At 63.0% G+C, this 24,081-nt stretch carries 24 protein-coding genes; 13 read left to right on the forward strand and 11 right to left on the reverse strand.

All coding sequences use genetic code 11. From position 1 onward, the window contains the following. Positions 1-133: 133 nt before the first annotated feature. A complete protein-coding gene (locus tag CO676_RS06290; protein WP_097519982.1) occupies positions 134-1,033 on the reverse strand; it encodes a LysR family transcriptional regulator in 900 nt (299 codons plus the stop codon). Between the two features lie 106 nt (positions 1,034-1,139). Here CO676_RS06290 and CO676_RS06295 point away from each other — a divergent pair, with 106 nt between their 5' ends. Then, positions 1,140-2,162, forward strand: coding sequence for an NAD(P)-dependent alcohol dehydrogenase (locus CO676_RS06295; RefSeq protein ID WP_097519983.1), 1,023 nt, complete (start codon positions 1,140-1,142; stop codon positions 2,160-2,162). Between the two features lie 65 nt (positions 2,163-2,227). On the opposite strand, the gene preA is transcribed toward CO676_RS06295, so the two are convergent. Continuing rightward, positions 2,228-3,541 (reverse strand): NAD-dependent dihydropyrimidine dehydrogenase subunit PreA, encoded by a 1,314-nt coding sequence (gene preA, locus CO676_RS06300; protein ID WP_097519984.1) that lies wholly within the window; start codon positions 3,539-3,541, stop codon positions 2,228-2,230. A gap of 24 nt (positions 3,542-3,565) precedes the next feature. Next, the gene (locus CO676_RS06305; RefSeq protein ID WP_097519985.1) at positions 3,566-4,927 is read right to left on the reverse strand and encodes an NAD(P)-dependent oxidoreductase; all 1,362 of its coding nucleotides are present in this window, start codon (positions 4,925-4,927) and stop codon (positions 3,566-3,568) included. A gap of 197 nt (positions 4,928-5,124) precedes the next feature. On the opposite strand from CO676_RS06305, the gene CO676_RS06310 reads away from it, so the two are divergent. The 9 genes from CO676_RS06310 (at position 5,125) to CO676_RS06350 (ending at position 15,137) form a co-directional block, all read left to right on the forward strand. Continuing rightward, a complete protein-coding gene (locus CO676_RS06310) occupies positions 5,125-6,078 on the forward strand; it encodes a sugar-binding transcriptional regulator (RefSeq protein WP_097519986.1) in 954 nt (317 codons plus the stop codon). Between the two features lie 209 nt (positions 6,079-6,287). Next, entirely contained in the window at positions 6,288-7,598 is a 1,311-nt protein-coding gene (locus CO676_RS06315) for a sugar ABC transporter substrate-binding protein (RefSeq protein ID WP_014765560.1), read from the forward strand. A 187-nt stretch (positions 7,599-7,785) separates the two neighbouring features. Then, the gene (locus tag CO676_RS06320; RefSeq protein WP_097519987.1) at positions 7,786-8,658 is read left to right on the forward strand and encodes a sugar ABC transporter permease; all 873 of its coding nucleotides are present in this window, start codon (positions 7,786-7,788) and stop codon (positions 8,656-8,658) included. Between the two features lie 5 nt (positions 8,659-8,663). Then, positions 8,664-9,494, forward strand: coding sequence for a carbohydrate ABC transporter permease (locus tag CO676_RS06325; protein WP_097519988.1), 831 nt, complete (start codon positions 8,664-8,666; stop codon positions 9,492-9,494). A gap of 10 nt (positions 9,495-9,504) precedes the next feature. Next, the gene (locus CO676_RS06330; protein WP_014765557.1) at positions 9,505-10,506 is read left to right on the forward strand and encodes an ABC transporter ATP-binding protein; all 1,002 of its coding nucleotides are present in this window, start codon (positions 9,505-9,507) and stop codon (positions 10,504-10,506) included. Further along, positions 10,503-11,276, forward strand: a complete 774-nt coding sequence (locus CO676_RS06335; protein ID WP_014765556.1) for an L-iditol 2-dehydrogenase — start codon at positions 10,503-10,505, stop codon at positions 11,274-11,276. The genes CO676_RS06330 and CO676_RS06335 overlap by 4 nt, the downstream gene beginning before the upstream one ends. Positions 11,277-11,312: 36 nt before the next feature. Beyond that, on the forward strand, positions 11,313-12,797 hold the full coding sequence (locus tag CO676_RS06340; RefSeq protein WP_097519989.1) for a mannitol dehydrogenase family protein: 1,485 nt from the start codon (positions 11,313-11,315) through the stop codon (positions 12,795-12,797). Positions 12,798-12,801: 4 nt separating this feature from the next. Then, entirely contained in the window at positions 12,802-13,470 is a 669-nt protein-coding gene (locus CO676_RS06345) for an HAD family hydrolase (protein ID WP_014765554.1), read from the forward strand. 83 nt (positions 13,471-13,553) lie between these two features. Next, positions 13,554-15,137, forward strand: coding sequence for an FGGY-family carbohydrate kinase (locus tag CO676_RS06350; protein WP_097519990.1), 1,584 nt, complete (start codon positions 13,554-13,556; stop codon positions 15,135-15,137). A 298-nt stretch (positions 15,138-15,435) separates the two neighbouring features. Here CO676_RS06350 and rsiB1 read toward each other — a convergent pair whose 3' ends face one another. Continuing rightward, the gene (rsiB1, locus tag CO676_RS06355) at positions 15,436-16,230 is read right to left on the reverse strand and encodes a PhyR-type response regulator RsiB1 (protein WP_014765552.1); all 795 of its coding nucleotides are present in this window, start codon (positions 16,228-16,230) and stop codon (positions 15,436-15,438) included. Positions 16,231-16,406: 176 nt separating this feature from the next. On the opposite strand from rsiB1, the gene CO676_RS06360 reads away from it, so the two are divergent. The 3 genes from CO676_RS06360 to CO676_RS06370 all read left to right on the forward strand — a co-directional run bounded on the left by CO676_RS06360 (position 16,407) and on the right by CO676_RS06370 (position 18,771). Further along, the gene (locus tag CO676_RS06360; protein ID WP_014765551.1) at positions 16,407-16,565 is read left to right on the forward strand and encodes a NepR family anti-sigma factor; all 159 of its coding nucleotides are present in this window, start codon (positions 16,407-16,409) and stop codon (positions 16,563-16,565) included. 8 nt (positions 16,566-16,573) lie between these two features. Then, a complete protein-coding gene (locus tag CO676_RS06365) occupies positions 16,574-17,125 on the forward strand; it encodes an RNA polymerase sigma factor (protein WP_014765550.1) in 552 nt (183 codons plus the stop codon). A gap of 146 nt (positions 17,126-17,271) precedes the next feature. Further along, positions 17,272-18,771 carry an HWE histidine kinase domain-containing protein gene (locus CO676_RS06370; protein WP_014765549.1) on the forward strand — a complete coding sequence of 500 codons (1,500 nt, stop codon included), beginning with the start codon at positions 17,272-17,274 and terminating at the stop codon, positions 18,769-18,771. 13 nt (positions 18,772-18,784) lie between these two features. Here the strand turns inward: CO676_RS06370 and CO676_RS06375 are convergent, their stop codons facing one another. From CO676_RS06375 to CO676_RS36970, 7 genes are all read right to left on the reverse strand, one after another. Then, positions 18,785-19,216 (reverse strand): hypothetical protein, encoded by a 432-nt coding sequence (locus tag CO676_RS06375; RefSeq protein ID WP_097519991.1) that lies wholly within the window; start codon positions 19,214-19,216, stop codon positions 18,785-18,787. 116 nt (positions 19,217-19,332) lie between these two features. Beyond that, entirely contained in the window at positions 19,333-19,695 is a 363-nt protein-coding gene (locus CO676_RS06380; protein WP_097519992.1) for a DUF883 family protein, read from the reverse strand. A gap of 148 nt (positions 19,696-19,843) precedes the next feature. Continuing rightward, on the reverse strand, positions 19,844-20,632 hold the full coding sequence (locus CO676_RS06385; protein WP_097519993.1) for a heme ABC transporter ATP-binding protein: 789 nt from the start codon (positions 20,630-20,632) through the stop codon (positions 19,844-19,846). A gap of 1 nt (position 20,633) precedes the next feature. After that, a complete protein-coding gene (locus CO676_RS06390; protein WP_097519994.1) occupies positions 20,634-21,755 on the reverse strand; it encodes an iron ABC transporter permease in 1,122 nt (373 codons plus the stop codon). Beyond that, on the reverse strand, positions 21,742-22,689 hold the full coding sequence (locus tag CO676_RS06395) for a hemin ABC transporter substrate-binding protein (protein ID WP_097519995.1): 948 nt from the start codon (positions 22,687-22,689) through the stop codon (positions 21,742-21,744). The genes CO676_RS06390 and CO676_RS06395 overlap by 14 nt, the downstream gene beginning before the upstream one ends. Before the next feature lie 11 nt (positions 22,690-22,700). Continuing rightward, positions 22,701-23,762: a ChuX/HutX family heme-like substrate-binding protein gene (locus CO676_RS06400; protein ID WP_097519996.1), complete on the reverse strand. Its 1,062-nt coding sequence runs from the start codon at positions 23,760-23,762 to the stop codon at positions 22,701-22,703. Between the two features lie 11 nt (positions 23,763-23,773). After that, positions 23,774-23,887: a hemin uptake protein HemP gene (locus tag CO676_RS36970; protein WP_026186841.1), complete on the reverse strand. Its 114-nt coding sequence runs from the start codon at positions 23,885-23,887 to the stop codon at positions 23,774-23,776. Positions 23,888-24,081 lie beyond the last annotated feature (194 nt).

Consider the following 24,081-nt stretch of genomic DNA (forward strand, 5'->3'; position numbering starts at 1 on the left):
CTGGCCGCTTCTGATTCCGTCCCTTATTGATCAGATCGCCAGTTCGGACAACTTACGTTTTCTACACAATCTGTTTTGCTTTTTGTTACCAGTGCGCACTTACGCGGAGAAGACGCTACGCCGGCACCTTCCTCTATTCCATGATGCGCGGCAGTCCGGTGGAGAGCGTGTCGATCGCCAGGCGCAGTTTCGGCAGCGGCAGCCGCGTTCGCGGCCATACGGCATAGACCTTGAAAACGAGACCCGGCCGATCGGTCAGCACCCGTATGAGTTCGCCGCGCTGCACGCGTTCGCGTACCAGCCAGCATGGCAGCCAGGCAAGTCCGAGGCCCTCGGCCGCCGCGTCCGCAATCGCCGAAAGATCGTCGAGCCGTAGCCGGGTTTTTGGCAAAATCGTCTCGGCGGTCCTGCCTTCGACAGGAAAGGACCATGATCGCTGTTGGCCGCCGCGGCAGTAGACGACCGCATCGTGGGCCGCGAGCTCCGCTACGGTTTGCGGCCCGCCGCGTGCCGCGAGGTAGGCGGGAGAGGCACAGACTGTCATGCGCTGCTCGGCGACGGCGCGCGTCATCAGCCCGGCATCGTTACCCAATGAGCCGTTGCGGATGGCGAGATCGAAGCCTTCGTCGAGGAGATCGATAACGCGGTCGTTAAAGGACAGATCGAGCTCGAGATGCGGATGCCTGCGCAACAGGTCGCGAAAGAGCGGCGCCACGCATTGCCGGCCAAAGAGAACCGGCATCGAGATCCGCAACCGGCCACGAATTTCCTGTCTTCCGGATTCGAGAAGGGCCTCGGCTGTACGGATCTCGCCGAGCGCCTTCTGGCAGCTCTCATAGAAGAGCTGGCCCTCTTCGGTCAGGCTCTGCGCCCGTGTGGTGCGATGGAAGAGACGGACGCCGAGCCGCTGTTCGAGGCGGGCGATCGCCTTGCCGACGGCGGAGCGCGACAGGTTCAGCCGCTCCGCCGCTGTGGAGAAGCCGCCAGCTTCCGCAGCCTCGACGAACACTGAGATGCCATTCAGGTGCTCCATCAAATTGTATCCGCCCTGGAACCAATGATGGGAAATCTTATCGCAACTGGCGATCCTGGTTCAACACTATGCTTGTCCAAACCTCAACAAACCGAAAGGAACGAGCATGTCGAAATGGATGCAGGAATGGAGCACCGAGGCGATCGGCCCGCACAATCTGAAGATCGCGGAGCGCAGGGTGCCGGACGTCGGTGAGTTTGACGTACTCGTCCGCACGACGGCGGTGTCGCTCAACTATCGCGACAAGCTGGTGCTTGAATCCGGCATGGGTCTGGAACTCACTTTCCCCTTCGTTCCGACGTCGGACATGAGCGGCGTCGTCGAAGCGGTTGGCAAGGGTGTGACTCGTTTTCGGCCCGGCGACCGGGTGATCTCGACGTTCGCGCCCGGTTGGCTCGATGGCTTGCGGCCGGGAAGCGGCAGGACACCTGGCTATGCCACGCTCGGCGGCGTGCATCCCGGTGTCCTGTCGGAATATGTCGCCTTTCCGGAAGACTGGTTCGTTGTCGCGCCAAAGAGCCTTGACGCTGCAGAGGCAAGCACACTGCCTTGCGCCGGCCTCACTGCCTGGTTCGCGCTGATCGAGAAGGGCCATCTGAAGCCCGGCGACCGCGTCGTGGTCCAGGGAACTGGCGGCGTCGCACTCTTCGGCCTGCAGATTGCCAAGGCAGTCGGTGCCGAGGTGCTCGTAACCTCGAGCAGCCCGGAAAAGCTCGAGAAGGCGCGCGCGCTTGGCGCCGACCACGGCATCAACCGGCTGAGCGAAGATTGGGTGGAACGCGTCTATGAGCTCACCGAGGACCACGGCGCGGACCACATCCTCGAGATCGCCGGTGGCGCCGGCCTCGGCCAGTCCTTGAAGGCGGTGGCCCCGGACGGACGAATTTCGGTGATCGGCGTACTCGAAGGCTTCGAGGTCTCCGGGGCGGTTGCTCCGTTGCTGCTCAAGTCGCCGGTGCTGCAGGGCATCAGCGTCGGGCACCGCCGGGCGCTCGAAGACCTGGTCGGTGCCGTCGATCGCTTGCGCCTGAAGCCGGTCATCGACAAGCGCTACACGTTCACCGAGTTCCGCGAGGCTCTCGCGCATCTCGATCGCGGTCCGTTCGGCAAGGTGGTGATCGAGTTCTGATGCCATGAAAGAAGCAGAAGGCCGCCGGTGGATTCCGGCGGCCTTCCTGTTCTGTCGACCTTGCTTTACTCGGCGGCTTGGCGCGCCATCGGGTTGTTGGGATGGGTCGTCCAGTTGGCGTAGTCCGGATCGACCGGCTTGCCGGTGCGCTTGTCGAGCGTGCCGGCGGCGAGCGGCTCCAGAGTGATGCAGTTTTCGACCGGACAGACGTTGACGCAGAGGTTGCAGCCGACGCATTCCTCCTCGATCACCTCGAAATGGCGCACGCCGTTGACGAACTGGGTGATCGCCTGGTGCGAGGTGTCCTCGCAGGCGATGTGACAGCGGCCGCACTTGATGCAGGCATCCTGGTCGATCTTGGCCTTGGCGACGTAGTTGAGGTTCAAATACTGCCAGTCGGTAACGTTCGGCACGGCGCGGCCGCAGATGTCGTCGAGCGTCCTGTGGCCCTTGGCGTCCATCCAGTCCGAGAGGCCGGAGATCATTTCCTGAACGATCTTGAAGCCATAGGTCATCGCTGCGGTGCAGACCTGCACGTTGCCGGCGCCGAGCGCCAGGAATTCGGCCGCATCGCGCCAGGTGGTGATGCCGCCGATACCGGAGATCGGCAGGCCGTAGGTTTCCGGATCGCGGGCGATCTCGGCGACCATGTTGAGCGCGATCGGCTTGACCGCCGGTCCGCAATAGCCTCCGTGGCTGCCGCGGCCATCGATCGACGGCTCCGGCGAGAAGGTGTCGAGATTGACCGCGGTGATCGAGTTGATCGTGTTGATCAGCGACACCGCGTCGGTGCCGCCGGCCTTGGCGGCACGCGCCGGCTTGCGGATGTCGGTAATGTTCGGCGTCAGCTTGGTGATCACCGGCATGCGCGTGTACTGTTTGCACCAGCGCACCACCATCTCGATATATTCCGGCACCTGACCGACCGCGGAACCCATGCCGCGCTCGGACATGCCGTGCGGACAGCCGAAGTTGAGCTCGATGCCGTCGGCCCCGGTTTCCTCTACGAGCGGCAGGATCGCCTTCCAGGCGTTTTCCTCGCAGGGCACCATGATCGAGGTGATCAGTGCCCGGTCCGGCCAGTTCATCTTCACCTGCTTCATCTCGCGCAGGTTCACATAGAGATCGCGGTCGGTGATGAGCTCGATATTGTTCAAGCCGAGCAAGCGCCGGTCCGCACCCCAGATCGCGCCATAGCGCGGGCCATTGACGTTGACGACCGGCGGTCCTTCCTCGCCGAGCGTCTTCCAGACGACGCCGCCCCAGCCCGCCTTGAAGGCGCGCTCCACGTTGTAGGCCTTGTCCGTCGGCGGTGCCGAGGCGAGCCAGAACGGGTTCGGGGATTTGATGCCGACAAAATTGTTGCGAAGATCAGCCATTGTTCTCGTCCTCTCGATCTGCTTTCAAGCAACGGCGCTCGCCAGCGGCGCGTCCGCGGCGAAGGCCCGGTTGATCGATTCGGCGGAATCGCGTCCCATCGCGACAGCGGAAACCGTCAGGTCCTCTCCGCCGAGCACGCAGTCGCCGCCGGCCCAAACATTGGCAAGCGAGGTGCGGCCTTCTTGATCGACGACGATGCGTCCGCTTTCCATCTGCAAGGCACCGAGGCCGGACGCCTGGAAAGTCTGGCCGATCGCCTTGAAGATCTGCTCGGCGGAAATGATACCGGTTTCCCCGGTCGTCGTCAGCTTGCCGTCATCGAGGGTGGTGTATTCGAGCTCGATGCCGGCGACCTTGCCGTCCTTCACCGCAATGCGCTTCGGCTGCAGCCAGTGGCGGATGGTGACGCCCTTCGATGCCGCGAGGTCCTGCTCGAACTCGGAGGCGTTCATGTGCTCCTTGCCGCGGCGATAGCAGATCGTCACTTCTTCTGCGCCGAGCAGCTTCGCCTGAACGGCGGCGTCGATCGCGGTCATTCCGCCGCCGAGCACCACCACGCGGCGGCCGACCGGAATGTCGGCCTTGGTTTTCGACTGGCGAAGGGCCGCGATGAAATCGACCGCGTCCTCGACCCCTTCGGCATTCTCGCCTTCGATCCTGAGCGCATTGACGCCGGCGAGGCCGAGGCCGAGGAAGACGGCATCATATTGCTCGGTCAGATCGGCGAGCGAGAAGTCGCGGCCGAGTACCTGGCCATGCCGCACCTCGATACCGCCAATCGAGAGGACATAGTCGACTTCCTTCTGCGCGAAATCATCTACGGTCTTATAGGCCGCGATGCCGTATTCGTTGAGGCCGCCGGATTTTTCGCGTGCGTCGTAGATCACCACGTCGTGGCCTTTGACGGCGAGGCGATGGGCGCAGGCAAGACCCGCGGGACCGGCGCCGACGACGGCCACTTTTTGGCCGGATCGGGCGGAGCGCGCGTAGAACTGCTTGTTCTCCCTCATCGCGATGTCGGTCGCGTAACGCTGCAGCCGGCCGATCTCGACCGGCCGCTCCTCCGCGGTGTTGCGCACGCAGGCCTGTTCGCAGAGCGTTTCGGTGGGACAGACGCGGGCGCACATGCCGCCGAGGATGTTCTGGTCGAAGATGGTCTTCGCCGAGCCGATCGGATTGCCGGTGGCAATCTGGCGGATGAACAACGGGATGTCGATGGAGGTGGGACAGGCCGTCATGCAGGGCGCGTCGTGACAGAAATAACAGCGATCCGCGGCGACGAGCGCCTCGTGCTTGTCGAGCGGCGGATGAAGGTCGGAGAAATTGGTTTCATACTCGGCAAGCGGCAACCGCCCGCCGAGTATCCCAGATTGCGTCGTTCCCATTTTTGGCTCCCAATGTTTTCTCAGGATCAGAAAACGGTAACACGCTTTATTTTTTTATCAAACGGTAAAATTTCCTTCGCGTCCGGCGCAAATGCCCGGAAGACCGGACCTTGCCGCAGGCACCTCGACTCTATCGCGCTCTCGTTTGACAGCGCACGGCAAATAGTGGCAGCAAATCAAAGCGTAGGAGGCGATCGATGGCACGCAAGGCGGAAAGCAACAATAGGCTGGACGATGCAGCCCGCGCGGGCTGGCTCTATTATGTTGCCGGCCGGACGCAGGACGAGATTGCGTCGATCATGGGGATTTCGCGGCAGTCGGCGCAGCGCCTCGTGTCTCTCGCCATGGCCGAGCGGCTGATCAAGGTGCGCCTCGACCACCCGATCGCCGCATGCCTAGAGACGGCGGCGCGGCTGAAGAATAAATACGAGCTGACCTACATTGACGTCGTGCCGAGCGATCCGGGGGCGAGCTCTGCAACGGTCGGCATCGCCGAGGCCGGTGCGGCCGAGATCGAGCGCTGGCTGAAATCGCCCGATCCGGTCGTGCTGGCGATCGGCACGGGGCGGACGCTGAAAGCGACCATCGATCAGCTACCGGTCATGGACTGCCCGCAGCATCGTATCGTCTCGCTCACCGGCAATATCCGGCTCGACGGTTCGGCTGCTTATTACAACGTGATCTTCAGCATGGCCGACACGATCAACGCGCGCCATTTTCCGATGCCCCTGCCGGTTCTCGTCTCCTCGGCCGAGGAGCGGGAAGTACTGCACAATCAAAGCCTGGTAAAAATCGCCCTCGAGCTCGGTGCGCAGGCCAATGCCGCCTTCGTAGGCGTGGGCGAGCTCGGGCCGGACGCGCCCCTCTGCGAGGATGGCTTCCTGGCCCGGGAGGAAATGGCCCGTCTGATGGCGGCGGGCGCGGCCGGCGAGATCTGCGGCTGGATGTTCGATCATGACGGTGCGCTGCTCTCCGGCAGTATCAATGAGCGCGTGGCCTCCGTACCGCTGCCGCCTCGCGATCGGGCGTCGGTGATCGGCATCGCTAAGGGCAGCCGCAAATACGAGGCCCTGCGCGCCGCCTTGAAGGGCCGGATCATCAACGGTCTCATCACCGACGAAACCACAGCCGAGTACCTCCTGAGCGTCTGAATTGCGGCGTGCCGGCCCGGACGAGCGCCGCGTCCCGCATGATCGCCGCCTTTTGGCGACCTTTTCCTAAGCAAAAAAATGCAAGTGAAAACCGCGCGTTAGCGCATCCGCTGCGTCGCAGCGACGAATGCGCATTGACATTTTTCGCGGAACGGTGAGTAATTGCTCACGAGCAAGGCAAATGCTCAATTTCTTCTGGGAGGAAGTCGATGAATTTGAGAACTTTCCTGCTGGGCACATGCTCGGCAGTCGCTCTGGCAGGCCTGGCCCAAGCAGAGACCCTGACCATTGCGACCGTGAACAACGGCGACATGATCCGGATGCAGAAGCTGGCGGAGGATTTTACGTCCAAGAATCCGGACATTGAGCTCGAATGGGTGACGCTCGAGGAAAACGTGCTGCGCCAGCGCGTCACGACCGACATTGCGACAAAGGGTGGCCAGTACGACATCATGACGATCGGCACCTATGAAGTGCCGATCTGGGCCAAGCAGGGCTGGCTGCTGCCGCTCGACAAGCTCGGTCCCGACTACGATGTCGACGACCTCTTGCCGGCGATCCGCAGCGGTCTGACGATCGACGATAAGCTCTATGCTGCGCCGTTCTACGGCGAAAGCTCCATGGTCATGTATCGCAAGGACCTGTTCGAAAAGGCCGGGCTCACCATGCCCGACGCCCCGACCTGGGATTTCATTGCGGATGCGGCGCGCAAGATCACCGACAAGAGCAATGAGATCTATGGCATCTGCCTGCGCGGTAAGGCCGGCTGGGGCGAGAACATGGCCTTCCTCACGGCAACCGCCAACGCCTTCGGGGCGCGCTGGTTCGATGAGAACTGGAAGCCGCAGTTCGACCAGCCGGAATGGAAGAATGCGCTCGATTTCTACGTCAAGCTGATGAACGATGCCGGTCCGCCCGGCGCCTCGTCGAACGGCTTCAACGAAAACCTGTCGCTCTTCCAGACCGGCAAGTGCGGCATGTGGATCGACGCGACGGTGGCGGCATCCTTCGTCACCAATCCGCATGAATCGACGGTTGCCGACAAGGTCGGCTTTGCGCTCGCCCCCGACACGGGCCTCGGCAAGCGCGGCAACTGGCTCTGGGCCTGGAACCTCGCGGTCCCGGCCGGCTCGCAGAAGGCGGATGCGGCCCAGAAGTTCATCGGCTGGGCGACCGGCAAGGACTATCTGAAGCTCGTTGCCGAGAAGGAAGGCTGGGCGAACGTGCCTCCCGGCACCCGCACCTCGCTCTATGAGAACCCGGAATACCAGAAGGCGGCGCCGTTTGCGAAGATGACGCTCGACTCGATCAACGCGGCCGACCCGAAGAACCCGGCGGTCAAGCCGGTGCCCTATGTCGGCGTGCAGTTCGTGGCTATTCCGGAATTCCAGGGACTGGGCACGGCGGTCGGCCAGGTGTTCTCGGCCGCGCTCGCCGGTCAGATGAGCGTCGATCAGGCGCTCGCCAGCGCGCAGCAGCTGGCGACACGCGAGATGACCAAGGCCGGCTATATCAAGTGAGGCTCCCAAGGGCCGGGATGTCGTCCGGAAACGGCCGGCATCTCGGCCACCTCCAGAGCGGGACGGGGTAGGGACGAACCCCGCCCCAGCCCGCGTCCCGCTCTGACTTTTTAGCCTTGGGCCCGCTCGGCACGCACGATGCGCGTGCCTCTTCTTGGAACAGCGTCAACACCACATGGGGGACGCCATGGCGACCTTGCATACCCGCTCCGCCGCGCGGCTGATGATCGCACCGTCGGTGCTTCTGCTTCTGGCCTGGATGATCGTGCCGCTGGCGCTGACGATCTATTTCTCGCTCCTGCGCTACAATCTACTGATGCCGGGAATGGAGGAGTTCGCGGGCCTCACCAACTACACCTATTTTCTGACCGATCCGGCCTTCTTCCAGGCCGTCTTCAACACGCTGGCGATCGTGCTTGGCGTGCTCTTAATCACGGTCGTCGGCGGCATCGGGCTTGCGTTGCTGCTCGACCAGCCGATGTTCGGGCAGGGGATCGTTCGGATTCTGGTGATTGCGCCGTTCCTGATCATGCCGACGGTCGCGGCGCTCGTCTGGAAGAACATGTTCATGAACCCGGTCAACGGGCTCTTCGCCTGGCTCGCCAAGCTCGTCGGCCTGCAGCCCTTCGACTTCCTCGCCAATGCGCCGCTCTTCTCGATCATCCTCATCGTCGCCTGGCAGTGGCTCCCCTTTGCAACGCTCATCCTGCTGACGGCACTGCAGTCGCTCGACGAGGAGCAGAAGGAGGCGGCCCAGATGGACGGTGCCGGCGCCTTGAGCCGGTTCATCTATCTTGTCCTGCCGCATCTTTCGCGGGCGATCACCGTCGTCATCCTCATCCAGACGATCTTCCTGCTTTCGGTCTTCGCGGAAATCCTCGTCACCACCAATGGCGGCCCCGGCACGCAGAGCACGAACCTCACCTTCCTGGTCTATGCCCAGGCGCTCCTGCAGTTCGACGTGGGCGGTGCCTCGGCCGGCGGCATCATCGCGGTCATCCTCGCAAACATCGTCGCATTCTTCCTGATGCGCATGATCGGCAAGACGCTGGAGGCTTGATAATCATGGCACGCAATGTCTCGACCCAGCGCAAATTGGTCACCACGGTCGTGGCCTGGACGATCGGCATTCTGATCTTCTTTCCGATCCTCTGGACATTCCTGACGAGCTTCAAGACGGAGGCGCAGGCGATCGCATCGCCGCCGGCCTTCCTGTTCTTCGATTGGACCACGGAGAATTACTACGAAGTTCAAAGCCGCTCGGACTACTTCAAGCACTTCATGAATTCGGTCGTCGTCTCCTTCGGTTCGACTCTGCTCGGCCTCGTGATCGCCATTCCGTCCGCCTGGGCGATGGCCTTCGCGCCGACGAAGCGCACCAAGGACGTGCTGATGTGGATGCTCTCCACCAAGATGATGCCGCCGGTCGGCGTGCTGGTGCCGATGTATCTGATATTCCGCAATACGGGGCTGCTCGACACGCGCACCGGATTGGTGATCGTGCTGACGCTCATCAACCTGCCGATCATCATCTGGATGCTCTACACCTATTTCAAGGAAATCCCGGGGGAGATCCTCGAAGCGGCGCGCATGGATGGCGCCTCGCTCTCCAAGGAGATCATCTATGTGCTGACGCCGATGGCGATCCCCGGCATCGCCTCGACGCTGCTCCTCAACATCATCCTGGCCTGGAACGAGGCGTTCTGGACCTTGAATCTCAGCGCGGCAAAGGCGGCACCGCTCACTGCCTTCATCGCCTCCTATTCGAGCCCGGAAGGCCTCTTCTACGCGAAGCTGTCGGCTGCCTCGACGATGGCGATCGCCCCCATCCTCATTCTCGGCTGGTTCTCGCAGAAGCAGCTCGTGCGCGGCCTCACCTTCGGCGCGGTCAAATAAGGGCAAGATCATGGGAAGCATTACACTCAAGAACGTCTCGAAGGTCTTTGGCGCCCACGCGGTGATCCCATCGATCGACCTCGATATCAACGACGGCGAGTTCGTCGTCTTCGTCGGCCCCTCCGGCTGCGGCAAGTCAACGCTGCTGAGACTGATTGCCGGACTCGAGGACGTCAGCGACGGCGCGATCGTCATCGACGGCAAGAACGCCACGGAGCTGCCGCCGGCAAAGCGCGGCCTTTCCATGGTGTTCCAGTCCTACGCGCTCTATCCGCATATGAGCGTGCGCGCCAACATCGCCTTTCCGCTGAAGATGGCGGGCGAGGACAAGGCGGTGATCGACAAGAAGGTGACGGATGCGGCCCGTGTGCTGAACCTCACCGACTATCTCGACCGCAAGCCGCGCCAGCTTTCCGGCGGCCAGCGCCAGCGCGTCGCGATCGGCCGGGCGATCGTCCGCCAGCCGGAGGCCTTCCTGTTCGACGAGCCGCTTTCGAACCTTGACGCGGCGCTGCGCGTCAACATGCGCCTCGAGATCAGCCAGCTTCACCAGCAACTAAAGACGACGATGGTCTACGTCACCCACGACCAGGTGGAGGCGATGACCATGGCTGACAAGATCGTCGTCCTGAACCGCGGTCGCATCGAGCAGGTGGGATCACCGCTCGATCTTTATCACCGGCCGGACAATCTCTTCGTCGCCGGCTTCATAGGCTCGCCGAAGATGAACTTCATTTCCGGCGGCCAGGCGGCCGGCCATCAGGCCCACACGATCGGCATCCGGCCGGAACACCTGGTGCTTTCGAAGGACCACGGCACCTGGCAGGGCACCGTGGGTGTGGCAGAGCATCTCGGCTCCGACACCTTCCTGCATGTGAACGCCGATGGCATCGGCACGCTGACGGCGCGCGTCAGCGGCGACTTCGCCGTCACGCATGGCGACCGGGTCTTCCTGACGCCGGACCCGCAGCGGCTGCACAAGTTTGACGAAAAGGGGCTGGCAATTCGATGAAACGTCTTGAAGGAAAGAGCGCGCTGATCACCGGGTCGGCGCGGGGAATCGGCCGCGCCTTTGCGGAAGCCTACGTGCGCGAAGGCGCCACCGTGGCGATAGCCGACATCAATATGGAAAGGGCAAGGCAGACGGCCTCGGAAATCGGGTCGGCAGCCTATGCGGTCGAGATGGATGTCACCCGGCAGGAGTCGATCGATGCGGCGATCGCCGCCGCCGTCCAGCAAGCCGGGGGCCTCGACATCCTCGTCAACAATGCCGCGCTCTTCGACCTCGCGCCGATCGTCGAGATCACGCGTGCGAGTTATGAGCGGCTCTTCTCGATCAATGTATCCGGCGCGCTCTTCACGCTGCAGGCGGCAGCCAAGCAGATGATCGCACAGGGCAGGGGCGGCAAGATCATCAATATGGCAAGCCAGGCGGGTCGGCGTGGTGAGGCCCTGGTTGCCGTTTACTGCGCCACCAAGGCGGCGGTCATCAGCCTCACCCAGTCCGCCGGGCTCGACCTTATCAAGCACCGCATCAACGTGAACGCGATCGCTCCCGGCGTCGTCGAGGGCGAGCACTGGGACGGCGTAGATGCGCTCTTCGCAAAGTACGAAAACCGACCGCTCGGCGAAAAGAAGCGGCTCGTCGGCGAGGCCGTTCCCTATGGCCGTATGGGCACTGCCGAGGATTTGACCGGCATGGCGATCTTCCTCGCCTCGTCGGAAAGCGACTACGTCGTGGCGCAGACCTATAACGTCGACGGCGGCCAATGGATGAGCTGAGATACGTCGAAGGACGTTCTCGAAAGGAACGATAGGATGACGACCAAACTCTCGCTTGCCACACTCGACGCCATCAAGGCCAAGGCTGGCGTTCCGAAGTATGATCGGCACGGCCTGCGCGCCGGCATCGTCCATTTCGGCGTCGGCAACTTTCATCGCGCCCATCAGGCCGTCTATCTCGACGATCTCTTCAATCTGGGACGCGATCATGATTGGGCGATCATCGGCGCAGGCGTCCTTCCATCGGACGAGGCGATGCGCGCCAAGCTCGAGGCGCAGGACTTCCTGACCACCGTGGTCGAGCAAGACAACAACCGCACCGGCGCGCATGTCACCGGTGCGATGATCGCCTATCTCAAGCCGGGCGATGTTCCGGCCATCGTGGCGCAACTGGCGAGCCAGCATATTCGGATCGTTTCGCTGACCATTACCGAGGGCGGCTATTTCATCGACCCGGCCTCGGGCGAGTTCAATCCGGCCCACCCGGCGATTGTCGAGGATGCCCGGAACCCCACATCGCCGAAGACGGTCTTCGGTCTCATCCTGGCGGGCCTCGCCGAGCGCAGGGCGCGGGGCATACCGCCCTTCACCGTCATGTCCTGCGACAATATTCCCGGCAATGGCGAAGTGACCCATGCGGCCGTTTCTGGCCTGGCACGGCTGTCGGACCCGGCTTTCGCCGACTGGATCGATGCCAATGTCGCCTTTCCGAACGGCATGGTCGATCGCATCACGCCGGCGACGGGGCCCCGCGAGATCGGTATCGTCGCTTCGGACTACGGCATCGAGGACGCATGGCCGGTCTTTTGCGAGGAGTTCAAGCAATGGGTGCTGGAGGACAATTTCCCTCAAGGTCGCCCCGCGCTTGAGGAAGTCGGCGTGCAGTTCGTACCCGATGTCGCACCCTACGAACACATGAAGATCCGCATCCTCAACGGCGGCCATGCGGCGATCGCCTATCCGGCGGCACTGCTCGACATCCATTTCGTGCACGAGGCGATGGAGGAGCCGCTGCTCCGCGCCTTCCTGGCAAAGCTCGAGCACGAGGAAATCATCCCGGTCATTCCGCCGGTGCCGAATACGGACCTCAAGGACTACTACAAGCTCATCGAGACGCGCTTCGCCAATCCGAAGATCGGCGATACGATCGCGCGGCTGGCGCAGGACGGTTCGAACCGGCAGCCGAAATTCATCCTGCCGTCGGCGGCCGATCGCCTGCGTCGCGGCGAGGACGTCACCGGACTATCGCTGGTCTCGGCGCTCTGGTGCCGCTACTTCGCCGGCAATTCCGACAGCGGCAAGGATATCGTGTTCAACGATGCGAGCGCCGACCGACTGCATGCGGCGGCACTTGCGGCCAAGGACGATCCGATGGCCTTCCTCGCGCTTTCCGACATTTTCGGGGAGGTTGCGCAGTCCGATCTATTCCGCCGTCGCTTCGCCCATGCCTTGAAAACACTGTGGGAAAAGGGTACGCGCGCCACGCTGCAACTTTATCTGGACGGCAAACTCGAGGAATAGAGCGATGGCGGAGCACGCCTCCAGACTGGTCATTTTCGACTGCGACGGCGTGCTTGTGGATAGCGAACCGATCTCGCTCGGCGTGCTGGTCGAGTCTCTGAATGCGGCCGGCGTTTCGATGACGACGGAGGAGGCGAGCGAGCGCTTCCTCGGCCGCAGCCTCCAGAGCATGTCGGCAATCCTGCATGACGAATACGGGCTTGCGACCGACAACGCATTTCTCGAAGCGATGAGGATGCGGCTCTATGCGCGGTTCCGACAGGAGCTGAGGGCGGTTCCCGGCATACGCCAGGCGGTCGAGCAGCTTGATGGGGCCAGCTGCGTCGCTTCTTCAAGCCAGCCGGAGCGTATTCGTCTGTCGCTGACGGTGACAGGTCTCATCGATCTCTTCGAGCCGCATATCTTCAGCGCCACCATGGTGGCGCGCGGCAAGCCGGCGCCCGATCTCTTCCTGCATGCGAGTGCTGAAATGGGCTATGTCCCGGCCGACTGCATCGTGGTCGAGGACAGTCCGGCCGGTATCGAGGCGGCCAAGGCGGCGGGCATGCGGGTCTTTGCCTTCGCGGGCGCCAGCCATGCCCGGAACGAGCGGCACCGGCAGGTGCTCGCCAGTCTCGGGCCCGACGTGCTGTTTGACGACATGGACGAATTGATACAGTTTGTCCGTCAATAGGGAGAGCAGGGTGGAGCGGCCCGGCCGCTGCTGCTCTGGCACGCTGAAATCCAATTATCATCTCGGGACAAGGTCATCCACTGATGCGCGAATATGTCGTCGCGGTCGATATCGGAACCGGCAGCGCCCGTGCCGGCATCTTCGACCGGAAGGGTGCGCTTCTGGCTCGGGCGGACCAGTCCATTGCCATGAATCGGCCCGAGGAGAACCACGCCGAGCACGATTCGGAGGATATCTGGGCGGCCGTCTGCGAAGCGGTGCGGGCGGCGCGCGAGAAGGCGGAAATAGGCGCTCAGAGCATCGCGGCAATCGGCTTCGATGCCACCTGTTCGCTGGTGGTGCGCGACCGTAACGGCGCGCCGCTCTCGATCAACCGCCGGGGCGAGCCGCGCTGGGATACGATCGTCTGGCTCGACCACCGGGCGCTGGCGGAGGCGGACTTCTGTACGGCTACCGACCATCCGGTCCTCGATCATTCCGGCCGGGTGATGTCGCCGGAGATGGAGATGCCGAAGCTGATGTGGCTGAAGCGAAACCTGCCGCGTCAATGGGAGAAGGCAGGCTATTTCTTCGATCTTGCGGACTTTATGTCCTGGCGGGCGACGGGGAGCGCGGCGCGGTCGCGCTGCACGCTGACGGCGAAATGGAACTATCTCGCCCACAAGGAGCGCGGCTGGCAGCAGGACTATCTGGAACGGATCGGGCTTCAGGACCTTCTCGAGCGCGGCGGTTTGCCTGAGGAGACGCTGCCGGTGGAGCACGCCGTCGGGAATCTCACGGCGACCGCGGCCGCAGAACTCGGCCTCGATACCGAATGCTGCGTCGCGCCGGGATTGATCGACGCCTATGCGGGCGCGCTTGGAGTGCTCGGAGAGTTCGCCGGCGATCCGGCGAAGCTCGAACGTCAGTTGGCACTGATCGCCGGCACGTCGAGCTGCATCGTCGCCTTCTCGACGGACATGAAGCCGGGCTTCGGCATGTGGGGGCCGTATTTTGAGGCGGTGCTGCCCGGCTTCTGGCTGATCGAGGGCGGGCAATCGGCGACGGGCGCGTTGCTCGATCACGTCGTGCGGCTGCACGGGGGCGGGTTGCAGCCGACGGCCGAAACCCACAAAAAGATCATTGAGCGCGTGCAGGAATTGCGCGACGAGCACGGCGACGTCTTCGCCGATCGCTTGCAGGTCCTTCCCGATTTTCACGGCAATCGCTCGCCTCTTGCCGATCCGCATGCGCTGGGCGTCATCAGCGGCCTGGCGCTCGATTCGTCGTTCGACGCACTTTGCCGCCTCTATTGGCGCACGTGCGTGGCCATCGCGCTCGGCATCCGCCACATCCTCGAGATGATGAAGGAGGCGGGCTACGACCTCGATACGCTGCACGTGACCGGCGGCCACGTGCGCAATCCTCTCTTGATGGAACTTTACTCCGACGCCACCGGCTGCCGGGTGGTGGTGCCCCAGGCGCCGGATGCCGTTCTGCTCGGGACGGCCATGGCCGCCGCGGTGGCTGGCAACCTCTATCCCGACCTCGCGCATGCGGGTGGTGCGATGGCCTCGGCCGGGCAGGAGCGGCTTCCGAATCCGGCGCGGCGCGATCTCTATAACCGCGATTATCGACGCTTTCTGGCGCTCTATCGCCACCGGGCCGAGCTGGAGTCGATCGAATAGCTGAAAGTTGAATTTTTCACGGAACCTTTTGTTCTCTCGCGCATTATTGGCGATAACCGAGCGGTGACGCACATCGCCCCCAATGTGACGTCGGAGGCATACCGCCGGTTGCCAACTCACATCCCCCTCAGTGAGTTGCATAACCTCAGCCAGTGCCCTTCCCTCGGCACTGGCTGTTTTCATTTGCAACGCATTTTTTGATAGATTGTCGGTCGGCTCGGCGACATGCGACGCAGGCATGGCCTTTAACTCCGCCGAAACACGCTTCGGCAGAGTCCTTCTTTCCCAGTGAGGGCCGTTAGGCAGCAGCCTTCGTCGATTCGTTGAAGAACAGCGCCTGGCTGATCAGCGCCTTGACCATTTCGGGATTGAAAGGCTTCGTCACCAAAAATGTCGGCTCCGGCCTTTCGCCGGTCAGAAGCCGCTCGGGGAAAGCGGTGATGAATATCACCGGTACCGCGCTGGTCTTGAGGATTTCGTTGACCGCATCGATACCGGAACTGCCGTCGGCGAGCTGGATATCGGCGAGCACCATTCCCGGTTCGGTCGTCTTGAAAAGCGCAATGGCCTCGTCCTTGGTCCGCGCGATGCCCGTCACCCGATGGCCGAGACTTTCGACCATCTGTTCGATGTCGATGGCGATCAGCGGCTCGTCTTCGATGATCATGATGTCGGTTGCAACCTGGCGGGATATTTCCTGCGAAGCACGGTCGAGCAGGGAGGTCAGCTTGGCCGCATCGACGTCGAGGACTTCCGCGGCCTCTTGAGGAGTGAAGCCTTCGACGGATACGAGCAGGAAAGCCTGGCGCGCGACCGGAGAGACGGCAGCAAGATTGACGGAGGCGCGCTGCTCCCAGGCAAAGGGCGAAACGGGTTCGGGGACGAGGACCGACGAAGAACCGAACAGCGAGGTGAAGAGACGAAACAAGGCGACCCGGTCGCTGCTGGCATCTGGGAAGACGGAGGTATCGGCGATCAGTGCTTCGAGCACCGCCGCGACATAGGCGTCCCCCGATGTCTGAGACCCGGTCAGGGCGCGCGAGTAGCGGCGCAGATAGGGAAGAAATGGAGCGATGCGGGTGGACAGTGTCATGCAGGACTCCCTCGATCCGTGTCTTTTAGCTTTGTTCCGCTGCGGAAACGTCCCGGCGAAAAAAAGGTTCCGGGGCGGAACATTTCATTTTTCCGCGGCGTTATGGTGCAGGCGAAGTTTCAAGGGCGGCAAGTCATACGATGAGATATACTTCAGGGGCAGGGCGGACGGTCAGCATGCGACCGAAGTCTGACGATCCGAACACGCAGATCGCGGCAAAACTGAAAGCACTTTACCTGTCGGTACAGGAAGAGGGAATTCCCACTCGCTTCCTCGATCTTCTGGAAAAGCTAGAGGCCGTGGAAAAGCGATCCATGCTGGATGGCAAGGAGTGAGCGACGGGATGTCGGAAAACGAAGAGTTCAAGCGTGAGATGCTTGCGGCCTTGCCGAGCCTCCGCGCTTTCGCCATGTCGCTCATTGGGCGCCACGACCGGGCCGACGATCTCGTGCAAGACACCATCATGAAAGCATGGGCCAAGCAGGACCATTTCGAGATGGGCACCAACATGAAAGCCTGGCTCTTCACGATCCTGCGCAATGAACTCTATAGTCAGATGCGCAAACGCGGCCGCGAAATTCAGGATAGCGACGGTCATTTCACGGAGACGCTGGCGCACCATCCGGAGCAATACGGTTCGCTTGATCTACAGGATTTCCGTCGGGCCCTCGACCAGTTGCCCCCGGATCAACGCGAGGCGATCATTCTCGTCGGCGCTTCGGGCTTCTCCTATGAAGAGGCTGCGACGATCTGCGGCTGCGCGCTGGGTACGATCAAGAGCCGCGTTAACCGTGCACGCCAGCGCCTCCAGGAGATTCTCCAAATCCACGGCGAGAACGACTATGGGCCGGATGAAACTTCGGCGCCCATTACTTCGCGTGCTTTCGTGTCCTGACAAATCCTCATTGCCACGACACTTCCTTCCATATTTCTGCTTTGCTATGCGCGTTTACTCGAAGCAAGAATTGCGGCAGCGTTTTGAATTGCTGCATAATTCCCAATCGGGCTTGCCGGCGGAAGCGGGATTGGAGTTCGGGCCGAATGGACGAGAGGGCAGAAGCGATGCTTCCCGCAGTGGCTGAAACACTTGGTTCGCGAGAGCGACTCAGTGTCTTGCATGCGGCCGCACCGGACATGGCGGTCGCCGATGCCGATTTCGAACCGCTTGCGAAATTGGCCGCCTGCCTTTTCGAGGCGCCGATCGCTCTCGTTACGCTCGTCGATCACGAATGGGAATGGTTCAAAGCGGCTGTCGGCACGACGGAAACGCGGACGCGATCCGACGAGTCCTTCTGCGCCCATGCGATCGGCGATGGCGGCACGTTTCTTGTGCTCGACGCGTCCTTACACCCGGTCCTGCGCCACAACCGAAAGGTCGCGCAAGCGCCTTTCCTTCGTTTTTATGCTGGGGCGCCGATCGTTTTGGGAGGGCAGGCGGTGGGCACCGTCTGCGTCCTCGATCGGGTACCGCGCGCCGAGGTCGCGGCGAAACAGCTCGACGCATTGCAGGGGATCGCCGACGCCGCTGCCTCGCTGCTCAAGCTGAAGGACGAGGCGCGTCGGCGTGCCCTCAAGGAGGCGGCGCTTTCGCGCGAGGAACAACGCCTCGCCATGGCGCTCGACGCCGCCAATGTCGGCAGCTGGCTCTGGGACATTCGCGACGGGACCGTGGCGGGCAATGGCGCGATGACGCGCATGTTCGGGCTGCCGGCGGAACGGACATTGACCGCCAAAGCCGTCTTTGGGGCGATCCATCCGGACGATCGCGGCCCGACCTTTTCGAAGCTCAGACAGGCGATGGCGGCCAATGAGGAATATGACGGCATGTTCCGGATTCGCGCCAACGGGCGCTGGCTGCTTGGCCGCGGCCGGGTGCACGATCGCGACAGCAAGGGTGCGGCGCTGACCTTTCTCGGCATGACGATCGATGTCTCCGAACAGCAGGCTTCCGTGCAGCGGACCAGGCTGCTGCTGAAGGAATTGAACCACCGGGTCAAGAACACCCTTGCAATGCTGCAATCGCTCGCGCGCCAGACCCTTCGGCAAACCAGCGATCCGGCCGAATTCATGACAGCCTTTGCCGGCAGGCTGCAGGCGATATCCGAGGCGCATGGGCTGCTTTCGGACTACGAATGGGGAACGATCCGCCTCGCGGAACTGATCTCCAAGCAGCTTAGGCCCTATGTCAGCGACTATGCCGAGCAGGTGGAGATCCACAAGGACGAGGTCCTGCTCGGACCGGACCAGGCGGTGGGGCTCGGCCTAGTGCTGCACGAGTTGGCGACCAATGCGGTGAAGTATGGCTCGCTGTCGGTCCCGAAGGGCAAGATCGTCCTGACGGCGCGCGGCGTCGTGGAGGAAGGCGGGGCGGTGCTGCATCTGACCTGGACGGAAGTCGGCGGACCGCCGGTTCGCGAACCGCGCCGGCGCGGCTTCGGCTCGCTGCTGATCGAGCGGAGCCTGGACAAGATCATCGGCAGTTCCGTTAAGGTCGAATATATGCCGGCCGGCGTCACCGCGCTGATCCGCCTGCCGCTTTGAGCCTCTCGGCTCATCAATCCCGGCGGCTGCGGCGCCTTCCCTTACCGAGACCGAGCAGGAGCCCCACGGCGATCGCCGTACCGACTCCGATGAGCGGTTGCTTCCGCAGGATGCTTGTGGCCGCGGCAATTGCCAGGTTTGTCTGAAGCAATGAGCGGCGGCGCCGTTCGTCGACGAGACGCCGGTCGCGTGCGTTTCGTGCTGCCACAACGACAATGACAACCAGGGCGGCTGCGAACAGCGCCACGGCAATCGCCACCGAGGCAACGATGGGCGAATAATAATCGGCGAGGACAAGTGCAACCGCCACGAGCGCGAAAATATAGGCGGTGACGAGGAGCACGGCGGCGATTCCCCACAACAGCGCATTGCGCTTGAAGCGCGAGGCTGCGGCGCCGAAATCGACTGCAAGCAAAGCGGTTAGAACGGCCCCTAGGGACTGCATGCCAATGTCTCCCCTTCACACCGGACGAAGAGCGGGTGAATTCCCCCTGCTTGCAATCTGTCGCGCTCGCTTCGGCGCCGGCATTTGTTGACAACTCGACCCATGGGCGGAGCTTGCTATCGCCGCAAAAGCGCTGCCGCGATGAGGCCGATGGCCGCTGCGACGCCGAACGTGGCGACCGGATGCTCGCGCACCGCCCGGCGGACCTCCCTTTCCGTGCCCGCATAGCGGCGGCGCAGATCCGAAATCATCTGCTCACCGCTCGCCAGCAGGTCCTGCAGGTCCGACTCGGCTTGCTCCCGGGTGCTGCGGGCCTTGGACTTGGCATCTCGCGAAGCCGCAATGCCCCGATCGGCGATCAATGATACGAGTTGCGCGATGTCTTCCCGGATGTCGTTAAGCTGGTCCTCGATCGATGCGTCGGCCGCTTCGCCGTTGCGCTTCCTGCTGCTCGAACTTGAAAACAGACCCGTCGCCATTTTGTCGCTCCCTTCGCTGTCATGCCGGCCCGGAGGCCGAACGCATTCTCGGCGCCGCACCGGACGTGGCACGCCCCGGATCAACGCATGAGGGAGAAATTTGTTTCGGTAAATCTTGACGTTGCCGCGCGACAACGATGTCCAGATATCAGAGCGATGCCGTTTGCGGCAGCACGAAGGGAACATCTCGTGCCGGCGCGATGCCGACCTGCATCCGGCATCCGAAGACCGCTTCCATGGTCTCGTCGGTGAGGACGTCCTTCGGCGCGCCGAGGGCGCGGATGCGGCCGGCTTTCATCATCACCATCCGGTCGGCAAACATCGCCGTCAGGTTGAGGTCGTGCATCACCGCTATGACGCCACCGCCTTGTTCGCAGAACTGCCGCGCCAGTTGCATGATGGTCAGCTGGTGGCGGATGTCGAGGCTCGACACCGGCTCGTCAAGCAGGAGGTAGCGGGGCTCGCCGTCGCCCGCGGGTGCGGCGATCTGGCAAAGCACGCGGGCAAGCTGGACACGCTGTTGCTCGCCGCCCGACAGCTCCTGGTAAAAGCGGCCGGAAAAGCCGGCGAGGTCGACGGCTTCGAGTGCATTGTCGATGATACGGCCACCGCCGGCCAGATCGGCACCGGCGGTCGAAAGGCCAAGACCGACGATCTCCCTGACCGTGAATGGGAAAGAGATGACCGTCGATTGCGGCAGCACGCCTCTCTTCAAAGCCAGTTCCCAGGGCTTCAGCCGGGTTATGTCATGACCGTTGATGGTCACCTTGCCTTTGGAAGGGCTAAGCTCGCCGGAGATCGCCTTCAAGGTCGTCGTCTTGCCAGAACCGTTCGGGCCGACGATCGCCGTCATCCTTCCGGGCGCGGCATCGAACGAGACACTCTGGAGCACAGGTCGGCCGGCAAGGCTAACGGAGATGTCGGAGGCGCGGATCACGTCAGAGTCCCATGTTCGAGCGGCCGCGGAGCAGAACCCACAGGAAGAACGGCGCCCCGACGAAGGCGGTGATAATGCCGATGGGCAGCTCGGCGGGAGAAACGATTGTGCGGGCCAGCATGTCGGCGAAGATCAGCATCGTGCCTCCAAGCAGCGCCGACGCGGGCAGAAGGTAACGGTGATCCGGGCCGATGACGAGCCGCAGGAGATGCGGCACGACGATGCCGACGAAGCCGATGCCGCCACTGACCGCGACGGAGGCGCCGGTTGCAGCGGCGACGCTGAAAATGGCGATGTTCTTGAGGCGCTGCACCGGCACGCCCATGTGGAAGGCGGCCGCCTCGCCGAGCGTGATCGCGTTGAGGCCCCGCGCCAGGAAGGGTACGACGGAAAGCGCCAGGAGGATGATCGGCCCAGCGGCCAAGATCTTCGTCCAATTGGCGCCGGCCAGGGAGCCGAGTCCCCAGAAGGTAAGATCGCGCAGCTGCTTGTCGTCGGCGACAAAGACGAGCACGCCCGTGACCGCGCCGGTGAGAGCGCCAAGCGCGATGCCGGCAAGCAGCATCGTCGCCACCGAGGTCTGGCTGCCGCGTGTGGCGATGCGATAGAGGAGCATGGTCGTGGCGAGGCCGCCGCAGAAGGCGCCAAGCGGCAGCGCGAGGAAGCCGAGGAGCGCAAATACCGGTCCAAACAGGGTGCCGCCGAGGACGATCAGCAGGACGGCGCCGAGGCTCGCGCCGGAAGACACGCCGACAAGACCGGGATCGGCCAGCGGGTTGCGGAACAGCCCCTGCATGACGACGCCGGAGACGGCGAGGGCGGCGCCGACCAGCATGCCGAGCACGGCGCGCGGCAGGCGGATATCAAGGATGATGATACGATCGCGCGTGCTCAAGGCCTGCTCGGCTGCCGTTTCGCCGACAAGCCAGCGCAAGACATTGCCAAGTGAAGCGTCGGCGGCGCCCGTCATGATCGAGGTCGCGAAAGTGCCGACGGCGAGCACCGCGAGGACGGCGATAAGCACCCGCGCCAGACCGGATCGGTCGCCTTTCTGCCGCGCGTGGGTGACTCTGGCAGCCAAGGCAGATCCGCGCGCGCTACCAATCGCCTCATTGCGAGGCATTGGTCTTCTTTCCGTAGATTGCCGTGGTCAGTTCCCGGATCGTACTGGCAGTGCGCGGGCCGAAACCGAGCAGGTGCAGCCCGTCCATCCGGATGAGCGCCTTGTTTTTCGCCGCCGGCGTCAGGCTCAAGGCCGGAACGGCGAAGAGTTCGTCGGGGCTTGTCGCATGGCCTCCGCTCCGATCCATCATGAGGATGACATCCGGCTTTGCCTCGATGATCGCCTCGTCGGTCAGAGGCTTATAGCCGGGAAAATTCCCGGTGGCGTTGATCGCGCCGGCAAGTTCGATAATGCCGTTGGCGGCCGTACCGGTGCCCGAGGCCATGATCTTGCCGCCCTGGGTGCTGAGGATGAATAGGACGCGCTTGCGTTCGTTCTCGGGGCGCGCAGCGCTGGCGGCGAGTGCGGCGTCCAGGTCCTGCTCGACTGACCGGGCCAGGGCTTCGGCCTTGTCGGGAACGCCGAGGAAAGCGCCGACGGCGCGAATCTTGGCGACGATGCCCGCCTTGTCGTAGGTCTCGGCAATCGTCGTGAAGGGAATGTTCGCCTGCTTCAGCACCGCAAGCGCCTCGGGCGGGCCGCTGCCGTCGATGGCCACGATCGCCGCCGGATTGACGGCGATGATCCCCTCCGGTGCCAATTGCCGCATATAGCCGACATTGGGGAGCTTCGTCGCTGCCTCGGGAAAGGTGCTCGTCGAGTCGCGGCCGACGAGCCGGTTTTCCTCGCCGAGCGCATAGATGATCTCGGTCACTGCGCCGCCGATCGAAACGATCCGGGAGGTGTCCGGCTGCTCGACGGTCTCGGCCATTGCCGGACTGACAAGGGACGAGGAGCCAGGCGCGAGCGCTGGCAGCAACAGGGGAGTCGAGAGTGCGAAGGCCGCGATCGCCAATTCCCAGCGGCGCAGACGGCGAAAATCGAAGCCGTTCATTCTGCGTCTCCTCAAGCTGCGGCGATGCTATGGAGGCGCGGCAGCGCCTCGACCAGGCTGCGCCACTCCGGTCTTTCGGCAAGACCTTCCTTCCGCTTGCCGAAGAACTGAATGACCAATTCACCCTTGACATCGAGAGCTTCCAGCGAGGTCACATGGCCGTCTGCCGTCGGTTTGCGCACCGCCCACAGTTCGGCGATATGATCCGTTCGCAAATGCAGGTGGAATGTCGGATCCATGACATTGAGCCACGGCCCCATGGTTGCGATATTCGCGATGGGGCCGGAGTGGATCTGAATGACGCCGGCACTGCCGACGAAGCACATGATGGGCAACTCGATCGCGGCGCTGGCTCGCATCATGCCCTCGATACCACTCGCATCGAGCTGCCAGGCCAGATCGTCACCTACGGCATGTAAGGCTTGGCGCCGGCCGATCTTCAGGTTGCGCAACATGCCGTGGAACTGATGGGTGTCGGTCAGCTTCGTCCAGCGCTCGCGCAGCGCTTCCGTATCGACGGCGATGGCCGGCGCGCCGTCGCCCGCCGGTGCGCCGACCTCGGCAACGAATTCCTGCGATTTGTCCTCGAGACGGAAGTCCGCGACGATCCTGTCGTAAGCTTCAAGGTCCGACTTCGCACGCAAATGGACCTTGTGAACCGCATTCCCCCATTTGTCGAAGAATTGCAGGCTGCGGCGGACCTCGCCATTGGCTTCGGTCTTCGACACGGCAAAGCCGTGCACCCAGGCGGAGGGGAAGACACGCAGATCGATTTCGGATCCGAGCACGAGGCTTGCGGCCGGGCCTGTCTTGACGTTCTCGTAGACGCCGATCTTTTCATGGACGGCAGATTCATTGCGGGTGAGCGCCATGACCTCGCCCAGTTCCTCGGCGCGCGCCAGGAAGCGATTGGCGTCGGCATCGACGCGGATTGCCGTCAGGCCGCATTCGGCGGCGACGAGGGCGGCTTCGGAAATGCCGAGCTGGGCGGCTATGTCGCGCTCGCGCAGCGTCGGGTGCGCCGCACGGTAGGCGCGGATCTCGGTCGGAGTAGGGCGCGTGCTGTCGATCATCGGTGGTCTCGCTATTTATTCAGAATCAACTTGCCCTGTCGGGTGATCCTCATCCGGTAGATCGCGCCGTCATGGGAAATCAGGATCTCGCTGGCGCCGCGGAAAAGCTCGTGGCTTTCCACAATCGGCTGCGAGCGGTTGGTCGCGCTCGGCGCCGGCGAGGATCGGGGGGTATCGGTGTCTTTCGGTGTCACGGTTCGGCCAGTTCACGAGGGGCGGAAGCAAGGCGATATCGCCTCATTCCTCTCGTGCATTCCAATTAGTATCTTGACTGCATTACTCATATTTCTTTATGGACGCAATACCGGATGATTACAAT

Source organism: Sinorhizobium sp. BJ1 (assembly GCF_002531555.1).
In the GTDB taxonomy this organism is placed as follows: Bacteria; Pseudomonadota; Alphaproteobacteria; order Rhizobiales; family Rhizobiaceae; genus Sinorhizobium; species Sinorhizobium fredii_B.